General features: G+C 41.5%; 12 protein-coding genes. 6 read left to right on the top strand and 6 right to left on the bottom strand.

The window, feature by feature from the left end; translation table 11 throughout:
- Positions 1-83: 83 nt before the first annotated feature.
- A complete protein-coding gene (locus tag Q4557_RS06280) occupies positions 84-746 on the bottom strand; it encodes a flagellar brake protein (protein ID WP_241903540.1) in 663 nt (220 codons plus the stop codon).
- Between the two features lie 162 nt (positions 747-908).
- The gene (gene prlC, locus Q4557_RS06275; protein WP_102530968.1) at positions 909-2,948 is read right to left on the bottom strand and encodes an oligopeptidase A; all 2,040 of its coding nucleotides are present in this window, start codon (positions 2,946-2,948) and stop codon (positions 909-911) included.
- 342 nt (positions 2,949-3,290) lie between these two features.
- On the opposite strand from prlC, the gene Q4557_RS06270 reads away from it, so the two are divergent.
- The 3 genes from Q4557_RS06270 to gorA all read left to right on the top strand — a co-directional run bounded on the left by Q4557_RS06270 (position 3,291) and on the right by gorA (position 6,236).
- On the top strand, positions 3,291-4,013 hold the full coding sequence (locus Q4557_RS06270; RefSeq protein ID WP_303411438.1) for a hypothetical protein: 723 nt from the start codon (positions 3,291-3,293) through the stop codon (positions 4,011-4,013).
- 124 nt (positions 4,014-4,137) lie between these two features.
- Complete coding sequence (locus Q4557_RS06265) at positions 4,138-4,692, top strand: hypothetical protein (protein ID WP_303411436.1); 555 nt, start codon at positions 4,138-4,140, stop codon at positions 4,690-4,692.
- Positions 4,693-4,880: 188 nt separating this feature from the next.
- Entirely contained in the window at positions 4,881-6,236 is a 1,356-nt protein-coding gene (gorA, locus tag Q4557_RS06260) for a glutathione-disulfide reductase (RefSeq protein WP_102439373.1), read from the top strand.
- Between the two features lie 100 nt (positions 6,237-6,336).
- On the opposite strand, the gene Q4557_RS06255 is transcribed toward gorA, so the two are convergent.
- Positions 6,337-6,978, bottom strand: a complete 642-nt coding sequence (locus Q4557_RS06255; RefSeq protein WP_102439372.1) for a TetR/AcrR family transcriptional regulator — start codon at positions 6,976-6,978, stop codon at positions 6,337-6,339.
- Positions 6,979-7,099: 121 nt separating this feature from the next.
- Here Q4557_RS06255 and Q4557_RS06250 point away from each other — a divergent pair, with 121 nt between their 5' ends.
- Positions 7,100-7,966 (top strand): LysR family transcriptional regulator, encoded by an 867-nt coding sequence (locus Q4557_RS06250; protein ID WP_102439371.1) that lies wholly within the window; start codon positions 7,100-7,102, stop codon positions 7,964-7,966.
- Positions 7,967-8,069: 103 nt separating this feature from the next.
- On the opposite strand, the gene Q4557_RS06245 is transcribed toward Q4557_RS06250, so the two are convergent.
- Together Q4557_RS06245 and Q4557_RS06240 are read right to left on the bottom strand one after the other, a co-directional pair.
- On the bottom strand, positions 8,070-8,423 hold the full coding sequence (locus tag Q4557_RS06245; protein WP_102530965.1) for a cytochrome c3 family protein: 354 nt from the start codon (positions 8,421-8,423) through the stop codon (positions 8,070-8,072).
- 28 nt (positions 8,424-8,451) lie between these two features.
- A complete protein-coding gene (locus Q4557_RS06240; protein ID WP_102439370.1) occupies positions 8,452-9,972 on the bottom strand; it encodes a flavocytochrome c in 1,521 nt (506 codons plus the stop codon).
- A gap of 349 nt (positions 9,973-10,321) precedes the next feature.
- Between Q4557_RS06240 and Q4557_RS06235 the strand changes: the two genes are divergently transcribed.
- Complete coding sequence (locus Q4557_RS06235) at positions 10,322-11,059, top strand: hypothetical protein (RefSeq protein WP_303411427.1); 738 nt, start codon at positions 10,322-10,324, stop codon at positions 11,057-11,059.
- Positions 11,059-11,739 carry a type 1 glutamine amidotransferase gene (locus tag Q4557_RS06230; RefSeq protein WP_303411424.1) on the top strand — a complete coding sequence of 227 codons (681 nt, stop codon included), beginning with the start codon at positions 11,059-11,061 and terminating at the stop codon, positions 11,737-11,739. The genes Q4557_RS06235 and Q4557_RS06230 overlap by 1 nt, the downstream gene beginning before the upstream one ends.
- 31 nt (positions 11,740-11,770) lie before the next feature.
- Here the strand turns inward: Q4557_RS06230 and Q4557_RS06225 are convergent, their stop codons facing one another.
- On the bottom strand, positions 11,771-13,498 hold the full coding sequence (locus Q4557_RS06225) for a diguanylate cyclase (RefSeq protein ID WP_303411421.1): 1,728 nt from the start codon (positions 13,496-13,498) through the stop codon (positions 11,771-11,773).
- Positions 13,499-13,732: the final 234 nt, after the last annotated feature.

Raw genomic sequence — 13,732 nt, 5'->3', positions numbered from 1 at the left:
ATGATAAAAATTGATTTATAAGCTGCAGTCATAAAAAAACCGACAGTAATATGTCGGCCAATTAGATGAACTCTAAATCATGCTTACAAGTCGATAAATAACTGGTTTAAAAGCTGTTTAATTTTCGGATCATTATCTTCAAACTTAATACCTACATTGACTTTGCCATTTTCAAAACGGCTATTACATACTTTGGCTGGTATGGTGATATTCGTGTCATTGGCGTTGCGAATATTGACGAAGATCTCCTTCTCATTCACTTTTAGGTTTTCATTGTCGGTCTTAAACAGAAAGCCACAACCTTTCGCAGAGATATCAGCAATGATCCCTTTGAGTTCAGAGCCGAGCTTACCTTCACTGTCTTCTCTTGCCTGTATTGAAGACGGTAAATGGGTCACAAAGCGTTGATGGGTGCGTAATTGACGATTCTCAATTTCTTTGGGATAGGTGAGAAATATGAATTTTTCAGGAAATTTAGTGATGTTTCTAATGGTGGTTTTAAATGCAAAACACTCACCTTGCTGGCCTTCCAACAAATAACGCACGACCACACCATTACCATGAGCAAAAACATCTTGATGATTATTCATCTGAAGCGGAGCTGGATGTTTGAGAATAATATACTTACCAATCTCGTAGCCCACTAACGTGGCTTTAGTTCTAAATTTAACCGGGGAGTTTATTTGTAGATCAACCAAATTACCTGGCATTAAACTAAAAAATATTTGTTCAACTTGTGCGGTCAAAATACGATTCCATTCTAATTTTTATCAGCAACATTCTAGTGCATTCACAACAATAAATTAAGCATATTTAGTGACTTAAAATGAAACTGTGTGATCTTTAAATAATAAAAAGGTGCCCTAAGGCACCCTTGAAATAGTCATAACTCTCGAAAGCTTAACTCACTAGGCGTTAATACCTGAGTGACGCAATAGTGCATCGGTATTAGGTTCACGACCCATAAAGCGTACAAATAAGGTCATTGGCTCTTCACTGCCACCCATTTCTAAGATGTTATTTAAGAAGCTTTTACCGGTTTCAGGGTTAAAAATACCTTCGTCTTCAAAACGAGAAAACGCATCTGCCGATAATACTTCAGCCCATTTATAGCTGTAGTAACCCGCAGCATAGCCACCAGCAAAAATGTGCGCAAAACCATGTTGAAAACGATTAAATGCCGGTGGCACATTCACCGCTACTTGGCTACGAACTTCATCTAAAATGCCTTGAATATCTGCGCCTTTAGCTACATCAAACTCATGGTGCATTCTAAAATCAAACAATGAGAACTCAAGTTGGCGTAACATCATCATCCCAGATTGAAAGTTCTTTGCCGCCAGCATTTTATCCAATAAAGCTTTTGGTAATGGCTCGCCGGTTTCAAAATGACCTGAAATTTTCGCTAATGCCTCTTCTTGCCAGCACCAGTTTTCCATAAACTGACTTGGCAGCTCTACCGCATCCCAAGGCACACCATCGATACCCGATACGCCGCCCACTTCAATTTGAGTCAGCATATGGTGAATACCATGACCAAATTCATGGAATAAGGTGGTCACTTCATCATGGGTGAATAAAGCAGGTTTACCGTCCACTGGGCCATTAAAGTTACAGGTTAAATAGGCCACAGGCTTTTGCAAACCTGTGGATGTAACGCGGCGACCACGACAGTCATCCATCCAAGCGCCGCCGCGTTTGCCGCTGCGAGCGTATAAATCTAGGTAGAAACTGCCACGATGGACTTTATCAGCATCATAAATGTGGAAGAAACGCACATCATCATGCCACTTATCAAACTCATGTTGCTCTTCAATGGTTAAGCCAAACAGGCGTGACACTGTGTAGAACAAGCCTGATAGCACTGTGTTTTCAGGAAAATATGGACGTAGTAGTTCTTGAGAAACTTCGTACTTGTGGTGCTGTAATTTTTCTGCGTAGAAACTTAAGTCCCACGATGCCATTTCAGTCACATCATAATGCTCTTTAGCGAAAGCTTTTAACTCAGCAAGTTCAGCTTTGGCTTGATCTTTTGAGCGTAGGGCTAATTCATTTAAAAATGACAATACTTGACTAGGATCATTGGCCATTTTAGTTGCTAAAGATTTATCAGCATAGCTGTCAAAACCCAATAGCTGGGCTAACTCATGACGCAACGCCAAGATTTCGTCCATATTGGCACTGTTATCAAATTCGCCTGCATTGGGGCCTTGATCCGATGCGCGGGTGACAAATGCGCGATAGCATTCTTCACGTAATTGACGATTTTCGCTGTAGGTCATTACCGGTAAATATGAAGGGAAGTCTAGCGTAAATAACCAGCCTTGTAGCTCTTTGGCCTCTGCCATTGCTTTAGCTGCCGCAATAGCTGAATCAGGTAAACCCGCTAATTCAGTGTCATCGGTAATCAGCTTAGTCCATGCTTGGGTTGCATCAAGCAGTTGATTTGAAAAATTACTGGTAAGCTCTGATAGGCGTTTTACTATTTCGCCATAGCGCAGTTTTTGCTCATCATTTAAGCCAATACCCGATAACTCAAAGTCACGTAAACTATGGGTCAATAAGGTTTGCTGCGGGGTAGTAAGCTTTGCAAAACCGTCAGATTGTTGCAATGATTTATAAGCTTGGTATAACCCTTGGTGCTGACCCACAAAAGTGCCATATTCAGATAATAACGGTAAGCATGCATCGTGCGCTTCGCGCCATTCATCAGTGCTAACCACTGAGTTCATGTGTGATACTGGCGACCAAATTTTGCTTAATTGATCGTCCACTTCTTCAAGGGGGGCAATTAAGTTTTCCCAAGTGTAAACAGAGTTATTGCTTAGCACTTGTTCAATTTTACTTCGACAAGTTGCAATAGCCTGCTCAACTGCTGGCTGGATATGCTCCGCTTTGATTTTCGAAAACTGCGGCAGTTCAGTGTCACTTAGCAATGGGTTGCTCATCTTTGATTCCTCGGGAAGTCGATTCAATATCACCTTCATTGTTAATAGGGGTTAAAGTGGCGAATTTCAAGGGTAAGCAATCATCATAAGCAGGATAAAAGCATCATAGTGACCAACCATTGTTAACCCCTAAGTGCATTAACTAAATGCCAGCAGCGCAATTATCACTCACTAACTGAAAGCCAACACAATAACTGTGAATAAGATCTCAACCTCAGTCAGCCACTTTTTATAAACAAATATTCGACAAGTTGATCACAAATCGTACTCGTTATCATTTTTATTTGAGAAAGTTAATGTATTCTCATTAAAAATTAATTCCTTTTGAGTCTGATACTAAATATGAAACCAACATTGTCATTGTTAGCTGTATCCCTATTGAGTATTTCTCCTTTCATGTCAGCCGCTAATGCCAATGATATCGCTGTTGCAGTTGATTTAGGTTGGGACTCAAAATACATCTCTGAAGGACGTGACAACCTTGAAGATGGCGGCATCTATTGGGCTGGCGCAGCCATAGAAACGGGTAACCTAACCACTTATGCAGTTGTCGGGCGTGGAGACAGCACCCATTACACTGAATGGAATTTTGGTGTTGAATATAGTTTGCAGCTCCATGACGATTTAGAAACCTTAATCGGCTACCAACGACTTGAATTTTATGGTGATGAGCGCGCTAACGATAATGAATTATTTGCTGAAATTGCCTACGTCGGTGTGCCTTGGTTAATTCCTTCGCTGGCTTATACCTTTGCCACCGAGGCCAGTGGTTATTTTGTTGAACTGAGTTTACATAGCCCATGGCAAATAGGTGAACGTTTCTCGGTTACGCCCTATGTGACTCAAGGGTTTGATTTTCGCTATGCCAGCCAAGACTACGATGGTGCCAATCATTTTCAGTTCGGAGTTGAAGCGGGTTATGAAATCAGCTCAGAAATTGCTATTAGCGCCCATGTTAGTCACTCGATTGCAATGGAAGATATTAAGCAGCAAGCCCGCAATGAAGGCGTCACGGGCAGTTTAGATCAAACTTATGCAGGGGTTAATTTAAGCTTTAGTTTCTAAACCTTTAGTTTCTAAAGCTTTATAAAAATAGCGTAAAAAACGCCCATAGATTTATGGCGAAAGTCTACCGCATATTCTAAGCTAAGCGGGTGAACCATGACTCACTTGAAGCAAAGGAATGCTTATGACCATATTGAAAGGGATTTTCCCGCTTATTTTTGTGTTTATAATTAGCCAAATAGCGCCATTATTTATGACCATTGACTCACCTCAGGCCAACGAATTTGAGCAATTAATCAGTAAACCGGCCAGCGAGAACAAGCAACCCAACCAAGCATCACTATCAATGAAGTCATTGCCGATGAATGTGGTACTTGATCATCAAGGTCAAGCAATCGAGCTACCCGCCACACAATCAGCGCTGGACTATTCTGCTGATGAGATGCTGCTAGAACCGTCGTCTACTCAGCAAGCAGTAAAGCGTGATACAAGCACCGCAAACAATAAAAAAGCCACCAGCAAAAATAAACCGCTCAGACTAGCAAAAAAGACCGCTAACGACCCCAGTTGTCGCTGGCTAGGTAATCGGATTAAACAACTGAGGGTGCAATTAAAAAGGCACTACTCAGAACATGTTGAAACTGAGCTATCTCATCGACAAACTGAGTGGGATTGCTTGCAATGCTCAACCTCAGGCCCAAGCCAAGAGCAATACTCCCAATGTCAGTATCGGCGCTAAACAAACCATAAAAACTTTTTAGCCACCGTAAAACCAATTCCCGACTTAAGCGGCCTAGGAGACTAGCTTGTGGCTGAATTCCGCCCTACAATGGCTGCAAATGAAATATTCTTATCCTAAGAAACCACTTGTTCGAGGTAAAAACCTCCAAATAACAAGCTGTAAAAATACAATTAGAGAGGGTTAACATGGCTCAACATTTTGACTATATCTGCCTAGGCGCAGGTAGTGGCGGTATCGCTTCAGCAAACCGTGCCGCACAGCGCGGCGCCAAGGTATTAGTAATTGAAGCCAAGCATGTTGGCGGTACCTGTGTAAATGTGGGTTGTGTACCTAAAAAAGTCATGTGGTATGGCGCACATGTCGCCGAAGCAATGAACCTATATGCAAAAGATTATGGCTTTGATGTCACGGTAAATAAGTTTGACTGGAATACCTTAGTTGATAATCGCGAAGCCTATATTAGCCGTATTCACGATGCCTATGGGCGCGGCTTTGCTAACAATAAAGTCACCTTAGTAAATGGTTACGGTCGCTTCATTAACAGTAACACTATTGAAGTGAACGGCGAGCAATACACCGCTGACCATATTACTATTGCCACTGGCGGCGCGCCGACTATTCCTAACATTCCTGGTGCTGAATACGGTATTGACTCTGACGGTTTCTTTGCTTTACGTGAACAACCTAAACGCGTTGCTGTTGTTGGTGCTGGTTACATTGCGGTAGAAGTTGCCGGTGTATTACACGCCCTTGGCAGCGAAACCCATTTATTAGTGCGCAAACACGCCCCGCTACGTAATTTCGACCCTATTTTAATTGAAACCTTAGTTGAAGCAATGGCAACTGATGGCCCTAAACTTCACACTCATAGTATTCCAAAATCAGTGACTAAAAATACTGATGGCAGCTTAACGTTAGAGCTTGAAAACGGTGAGTCACTCACGATTGATTGCTTAATTTGGGCCATTGGTCGCAGCCCATCAACTGGCAACATTGGTCTAGAAAATACTGATGTCACCCTAAATCCTAAAGGTTACGTGGTTACCGATGCACAGCAGAATACCACCGCAAAAGGTATTTATTGTGTTGGTGACATCATGGAAGGCGGTGTTGAACTGACGCCAGTTGCAGTTAAAGCTGGGCGCTTATTATCAGAGCGTCTATTTAACGGCATGACAGATGCCAAAATGGATTACTCGGTTATTCCTACCGTGGTATTCAGCCACCCGCCAATTGGCACTATGGGCTTAACTGAACCAGAAGCTATTGAGCAATATGGTGAAGCCAACGTTAAGGTATACAGCTCAGGCTTTACCTCTATGTACACAGCGGTTACCGCCCATCGTCAAGCTTGTAAAATGAAGCTGATTTGCGCTGGCGACACGGAAGTGGTTGTGGGGATTCACGGTATCGGTTTTGGTATGGATGAAATCTTACAAGGTTTCGGCGTAGCCATGAAAATGGGCGCAACTAAAGCTGACTTTGACGCCGTGGTAGCGATTCATCCAACTGGTGCTGAAGAGTTTGTTACCATGAGATAAGTCATCGTTAAATAATGATTTAAAGCAAAGCGAGAAGTCATTTCTCGCTTTTTTATCGCTTTTTTTAACTACAAAATCAAAATCGCTTATTTTTGACAGCTTAATGTGCAGTATGCACTTTGGTTTTCAGCCAGCTTTTAAAATCTTTTTCTGTGGGGATACGTTTTGCTGAGTGACCTAGCAATTGCGTTAACGCATAACTAAATTGATGATACAGCTTAGGGTCATCATGCTGCTTATGGCCATCATCGATATTAATTACTGCGCCGCGTAAGTAATTCATCACCAACTCAACCCGGTCAAAGCCTGCCACTTCACCTATTTCACGTATGGTATTTTCATTCCAGCGATAAGACTCAGCGGTCAATTTCTCATAACGTTGACGATAATAATCGCTGCAATTATTCAGTAGAGTTTCATTGGGCAGAACCCGCTCAATGACAAAATGTTGCTCAGATAAAATACTAAACAAACGCTGGCAGTGATGGAAAATAAAACGTTGATAGGGATCGGGGTACATTGCTGTATCTGACTCAATTTGCGCTAACCACTGCTCGAACTGGGCACAGCCAACTGCCACTATCAAATCAGCCTCAGTGGTGAAGTGATTGTAGATTGTCCCTTTGGATATTTGACTTGCTTTCACCAAGTGAGAACGGCATAAATCAAAGATTTTATGTCCTTTTAAGCACCTTTGAGAAACCTCAACTAAATAGTCTCCCCGCTGATCCCAACTGCTCATCCTGACCTCGGTATACTTTATGTAAATTTATTGTTTCAACTTCACATTCAAACAATAACAAGCTTTAAGGAAACCCTATACTGAGTAATACTAATACCACTATGAACAATTGTAATAGCCAATGTTAAAAGTTGAATTGTTAGAAAGTTTTATTGCGGTTGCCGAGTGTGGCAATTTATCTAAAGCTGCAGAAAAAATTTGCCGCACCCAATCAGCTTTAAGCCTACAAATCAAAAAGCTTGAAGAAAGTGTCGGTCAAACTTTGCTACTTAGAGATAACAAAGGGGTGTCACTGACTGAATCCGGTGAAACCCTACTTAATTACGCCTATAAGATGATCCAACTCAATTCACAAATATTGGATGAACTTAAAGATAATTCCAACAAACAAACTATTCGCTTTGGCGTCCCAACTGATTACATTAAACGTTATTTAAATAGTTGTTTATTAGAATTTATTCGTGAATTTACCCGCATTGAATTAGTGATCGATACCGATGTTAGCGGCAACTTATATAAGCGGCTGCAACAGGGTGAATTTGATGTGATTGTGGCCACCCACTGGCAGGCTCCCGTTAATGGTGAGTTGTTATTTGAACGCCAATTTCATTGGGTCGCAGCTAAAAATGGCAATGCCCATTTGCACAGTACCATTCCAATGGCGCTGTATCCTGAAAACTGCCCAATTCGAGCGCAAGTTTTTGCTAATCATCAATTATCGATGCGACCAATCAATGTATTGCTGTCTTCACCCTCACCTAATGCGCTGTGCATGGCGGTGGAAAATGACTTAGCCATTGCCCCTATTGCTGAATTTCGCATTAACGATAAGATGCAAATATTGGATCCTATTGAGCATGGTTTGCCGCCATTGCCGGTATTTAATGAGTCGGTGTACGTTAATCCAGAAACTCAAAGCCCTGTCACGGAGCAATTAGTCAACTTGATCAAAGCCAATGTGGTATCACTGGCATCTGCAAAGGTTTAACCCTCTCTTAAAACGTCTTTTTAAACACCTGCTACCGAAATAAAAACATAAAAAAGGAGCGATAAACGCTCCTTTTGTTTGGGGATAACACTAAGCTGTAAGCTTATTCTTTATGCTTGCCGTACTCAAAGGTGTGACAATTACTGCACAGTGGCTTTTTCGCTTTATGCTCGCTGTGACACTCTTGGCAAGGTAGCTCTTTACCATAGTGCAGATTGTTATGCGGGTTTTGCCACTTATCTTCTTCACTGCGAGCAGTTTGTTCAGCTAAATCATCTACATTGTGGCACGCTAAACACGATTCATCAGATGGATATTGCTTCATGCCTTGGTCATGGCACGCTTTACAATCTTTACCGATAACGTCTTTATGGTAGTCACGTATTTCTACTGCTTGAGCTGATAAGCTGGCGAAACTAAGCATAGCCAGTGCAAGCATAATCTTTAATGTTTTCATCAATAATTCCTCTTGTTTACTTGCTATGTTAAGCATTCATCATGCTACGAGCGGCAGTCATACCCATCACCATACATTCAGGTATCGAACAACTTCCTAAACGGCTGACCCCATGGATCCCACCACACACTTCACCTGCAGCAAATAAACCTGTTATCGCTTGTCCTGTGAAACTGTCTTTCACTTCAGCTTTAGTAGTAATTTGCACTCCACCTTGGCAGTAATGCACTTTTGGCCATAAACGCACCACGGTAAATGGTGCTTCAATGTACTTACCAGCAGCCTTGGTCATGTTCTTACCAAACTGCTTATCCTCACCAGATTTAACATATTGATTATATTCTTTAATCTGCGCTTTGAGTGCTTTAAGTGGCACATTGAAATGGGTCGCTAATTCATCAACCGACTCAAACTTCCAACCGACGTTATACTTAATCACCTTCTTGGTATTTGGATGCTTTTTAGAATCCTTATAGCTGGTGATCAGCAATGGAGGATATGGATTACCTTGCTCGTCACGACAACTTAACTCAGCATCGGCGCGTGTTTTACGGTCCGCAATTTCATTCATGAAACGCTTACCGGTTAAGCGGTTTACCGCCATTGAATGTGGGAAATTATAAATTGAGTAGTTAGACACATAGCCAAAACCCCCTTCATCAGGAGATGCCCATGGGCCAGATTGAATATGAGCTAAATGAACTGGCACCGCGCCTAAGCGGAACATTTCGTACATGCCTTCACCTGTTGCGCCGGGTGCGTTGGTACAACCCACTTCAGCAGTAAGTGTTGGATCTTGCGCCATACGTAAATTAACATTTTGAGCAAAACCACCAGTGGCCATGATCACCCCACGTTTCGCTCTCACATTAATCACTTTGCCTGGTTGGTCTTCTTCAAAGTGATAGTTTTGACGCATTTTAACGCCTAATACTTCACCTTTTTCACCGACTAAGAAGCCTTCAAACTTCGAACGGTTGTGGGTGTTAACACCTAACTCGCGGCATTTTTTAAGTAATGGCTGAGTGATCCCCGCGCCGCAACTTACGGTTGTTTGATAAGTACGAGCTACTGAGTGACCACCAAGTTGTTGTAAATACGGATGATATTCAGAACCTGCATCTAAGGTCATTTGCAGTGCTTCAACAGCATGCTCTGCTACATGACGTAACAAGGCTTCATCTGCAATACCACGACCTGCTTTCATTTGATCGGCCACCATGCGCTCAACTGAATCGTCAACGCCTTCTTGTTGCTGCATTGGCGTTCCCGGCGCAGCAAACAGACCGCCATTAATGGCGGAGTTACCACCAAAGTAGGACATCTTTTCAAAAATATGCACATCTTTGGCGCCAAGCTTTTTCGCTTCGATTGCTGCTGCTAATCCGGCAAAGCCCGAACCAATAATCACAATTTCAAATTCTTCATCCCACTTAACACCTGCAGCTTTTTCTGATACTGCCATCGCAGGAGCAACCATTGCCGCGCCAGCTGCTACGCCTAAACCCGTGATAAATTTACGGCGTCCCAATAAGTCTATTTTAGTCATCGGTCATCACCCTTTTGTTTTGATTGACACCGATATAATAGAACTGGAATCGATTCCAAAATGGGAACCAATGTTAAATTATGTCGAAAGTGGTTACTTTTATGTCACTAATCAATTGTAGGTAGAGTTTTCAGGAAAAATGTAATGAGTAAATCATTTTGGAATGAGTTCCAAAAAACATAACCTTTATTTCACAGCGTACTGAACTGGGCAGCTTGTAACTAAGCTGTTAATACTAATTGTTTTTAGGTAACATTGTCTTTGAGGACGACCTCAGCAATTGCGCACAAGCCACAATTGATACCATAAGGGGACGGCCCCATCTGATAAACACAGATAGGAGCCCAACATGTTCAAACCTCATTTTATTCTCGCCATCATTACGCTATTAGTCAGTCTATTCAATCCAGCACAAGCTACTGAGCAACCATCATCCCATTATGGCATCCACGGTATGACGTTATTTGGCGGTGAAGATGGCCTGTTTGCCTCACACTTACCCATGTACCACCAACCCCACAACGTGCAGATGATCATGCAGTTTCACTTTGTCGACATTCAAGTTGATAACGCAGTAAAAAAACGGCTGCAACAGCAGGCAATCCAGCCGCAACAACTATGGACTATTGTGCCGCAGCCATTTGATTTGATGACGCTAAAACCCACCATCGATAATGCGTTACCTCAGTTAACCATTGACGTGGTTGAAGGCCACTTTGAACGTGGTGGTGTCAGTCAATTCTTCGAGCAAGCCATTATGATTGATAAAATCATGTTGTTTTCGACCTTAGATATGCAACAAGGCCAACCAAAATCCAGCATTACTGATTATCTTAATATTGCTGCAAGCCCCACTAGCCCCAACCAGTTTTTAATTAAACGCTTAGAAAGTAGGCCTGAAGCCGACCATTTATTGCGGGTAACCAGCCATGACTTATCTGATATATCTCAAATCACTGTAGCAACGAGCTCAATGCATCCATCTGTCACTGAGATTATTGCAGCGCTTAATGAGCAAACAAATCAGCCACAATTACAACAAGGTGATGTTATTGAAGTCTATCTTGAGACTGGCGAGTTACAGTAATGGCCGCATTATCACTAGCAGCGATCAAACACCACAGCGCTGAAGGCCCGGGGCGTATTCAAGATTGGTGTGACAGTCACGGCCATCAGCTAACCTGTTTTATGGCGCCTTTAGGCGCGCTGCCTAAGTTAACTAATTTTGATGGGCTAATTATTTTAGGCGGGCCTACGGATGTGGCAAATAACCCGGCATGGATGCAGGCCGAGCTTGAATTAATAAAGGATGCTATCGACATTGATATGCCGATTTTAGCCATTTGCTTAGGCGCGCAACTATTAGCCACAGCCCTGGGAGCCAGCCTGTATAAATTAGAACAGCCCGAACTCGGCTGGCATGAGGTTAAGCTGTTATCAAACGGATTAGTCGCTGAAACACTAATGGTGCCTCAATGGCATTTTTATGGGTTTGATTTTAATCAGCAAGCCCAAGAAAACAAGCCTATGAAACAAGTCAGTATTGAAGCCAGTTCAGTACTATGTCACCAGCAAGCCTTTCGCCACCAGCGTCAATTAGGGCTGCAGTTTCATCCCGAGTGGCATGAGCTACAAATACACGCCTTAATTGAACACTTTAAAGATGATTGCCCATTCGATACAGAAACTAAGCCACTATTGCAGCAGCAATTAGCGCTGTGGTTTATGTCATTATTGGACTCAATGTTTAAGCCTAATGACCACTAAGATTTTGTCGCTAGATTCTGCATTAACGATACTAGCACTGGCTAATAGTAATGTTGGGTATTAGTGGCTTATCTTTTTTCTTTTCCTGTTTGTGTTTATACATTCGTTGATCCGCTAGTGATAAGCACTCTGATTGATTTGCTGTTTCAAAGCTTGTGGCAATACCAAAACTTAAACCTATATTCTTCCACCTAGTTCGCTGTAATTCCTGCTCTGTTTTGAGCAGTGCTACTGACAATTGCGAAATCACTGAAGCTGTTTGTTGAAGATTTGTAATTTCAGCCACCAAAATAAACTCATCACCTCCAGATCTGAAAATAGTTCCCAAACCTTGAAGTTTTTGTTGAATAAGATTGACTGTGGAAATTAATAATTTATCGCCTTCATCATGGCCAAATGTATCGTTAATCTCTTTAAAACCATCAAGATCAATAAATGTTAGACAATAGCCCCCAGTTAGCTTGGCGAGCTTTTCATTTTGAGCATAGCGATTGCCTATTTTTGTTAATGGGTCTATCCGAGAAATAGTATAACTGCGATGATAGTCCTTCTGTTTTATTTGCAACCATTCAGTCAATGATAACAAAATACAAATACAATCAATTGTTAATGCAACTTGCACAATCAATTCTGTAGAGATATTCCAATCAAGTTTTAGGGCATGAGATAAAACATAAGCAAACAGAGACAAGCCATATAACAGGTTACCTATTAAATAATATTTGGCTTTAAAATCCAAAGTGGTGAGCATAAAGATGCCTGTCCCGATACTTATTGGGATCCATACAGCTGCAATAATATGGGATATTAAGAAGCTGTTATTAAAGGATAGAAAAGGCATCAATAAGCCAAGAGTAACGCTGACTATTGATAATAAATTAAATAGCTTTGCGAATTTACTATGCTCCTGAGGGCAATTAAACAGTAGCTTAGTAAATTGACTTGCAGAAGCGATAGCAAACGGAAATATCATGATGCCAATATAAACAGGGTTAAAAGCGCTGACACTAAACAGCTGCCCGAAACCTCCAGAGGCAACAAGCCAACCTAAACCATGAAAACCAACATATCCGGCGCAGGCTAAGGTCACTAAATATCGGGTTCTGAAATAGATAAAACATGCAATTAAAGCGAGTGTAATCATCACCGAGAAAGCCATAGTATTAATGCTATTGGTAATAAATTGTTTGTTATAGAAAGCCGCTTTACTATAAATATTAACGTCTACCGGTGTGGCGAATTTTTTGGCTTGTATAAAAATCCACAGTACACCACGCTCTTGTTGACTCAACATCAGTGAGAAGGTTTGTGAATGAGCTAATTTAGGGTTTGTACCAGTTATTTGCCCAAAGCTTGCTAAAGCAACAACTTCACCTTGCTCTGACTGCCAATATGCAGTCCCTATGTCTAAGTAATTTGTATATAAATTCACAAACCGAGTGTGCTGAATATCACGACTATTGGCTAGTGGTATCCTTGCCACAAAAGCCCCGTTTCCTCCCAAGGTAGAAGTCACTTGCTTGGCATCGGCATATAAGAGCACTAGATCGGTAAATCGAGGATCTGAAATCAGGGGCGAAGTTTTATACCAGAGATTTTCCTCAACAATTTCAATTTTATCGCGTTCATCTAACGTAACATAAGGGCTAGCACTTACCGTACCAACGGCAAGTGAGATAAGAAAACAAACAAAAAGTGCGGTAATTCTTGCTATATTATTGATAAAATTTAGTCCTTTAAATTTATTTTTATTCCGCATAACATACGTGTTATTAAATTTAATTGTAGCTGCTAATTATATATTTCGTAGCGGAAACCTTTTACTTTGTTAAGCTCTAATAATGGTTTTATTCCTAATCAGTTAACTCTACGCTCTATGCCACCATGAAACGTTAGCCAGCTCAAAAATTAACAGTTAAATAAAACGCTCACAAACCAGACTATTACAACAAGCTCATCCCAAACAAAATTTGCGGTAGATCTTCACTTTCTA

This window comes from Shewanella sp. 5_MG-2023, assembly GCF_030547465.1.
Classification (GTDB): domain Bacteria; phylum Pseudomonadota; class Gammaproteobacteria; order Enterobacterales; family Shewanellaceae; genus Shewanella.
Note: the sequence above shows the minus strand (reverse complement) of the source record. Positions and strands in the feature narration are given on the sequence as shown.

Bases quoted from the DNA above. Each gene is read 5' to 3' on its own strand.
- gorA (WP_102439373.1), top strand. From the start codon at position 4,881: ATGGCTCAACATTTTGACTATATCTGCCTAGGCGCAGGTAGTGGCGGT.
- prlC (WP_102530968.1), bottom strand. From the start codon at position 2,948: ATGAGCAACCCATTGCTAAGTGACACTGAACTGCCGCAGTTTTCGAAA.
- Q4557_RS06225 (WP_303411421.1), bottom strand. From the start codon at position 13,498: ATGCGGAATAAAAATAAATTTAAAGGACTAAATTTTATCAATAATATA.
- Q4557_RS06230 (WP_303411424.1), top strand. From the start codon at position 11,059: ATGGCCGCATTATCACTAGCAGCGATCAAACACCACAGCGCTGAAGGC.
- Q4557_RS06270 (WP_303411438.1), top strand. From the start codon at position 3,291: ATGAAACCAACATTGTCATTGTTAGCTGTATCCCTATTGAGTATTTCT.
- Q4557_RS06235 (WP_303411427.1), top strand. From the start codon at position 10,322: ATGTTCAAACCTCATTTTATTCTCGCCATCATTACGCTATTAGTCAGT.
- Q4557_RS06265 (WP_303411436.1), top strand. From the start codon at position 4,138: ATGACCATATTGAAAGGGATTTTCCCGCTTATTTTTGTGTTTATAATT.
- Q4557_RS06255 (WP_102439372.1), bottom strand. From the start codon at position 6,978: ATGAGCAGTTGGGATCAGCGGGGAGACTATTTAGTTGAGGTTTCTCAA.
- Q4557_RS06240 (WP_102439370.1), bottom strand. From the start codon at position 9,972: ATGACTAAAATAGACTTATTGGGACGCCGTAAATTTATCACGGGTTTA.
- Q4557_RS06245 (WP_102530965.1), bottom strand. From the start codon at position 8,423: ATGAAAACATTAAAGATTATGCTTGCACTGGCTATGCTTAGTTTCGCC.
- Q4557_RS06250 (WP_102439371.1), top strand. From the start codon at position 7,100: ATGTTAAAAGTTGAATTGTTAGAAAGTTTTATTGCGGTTGCCGAGTGT.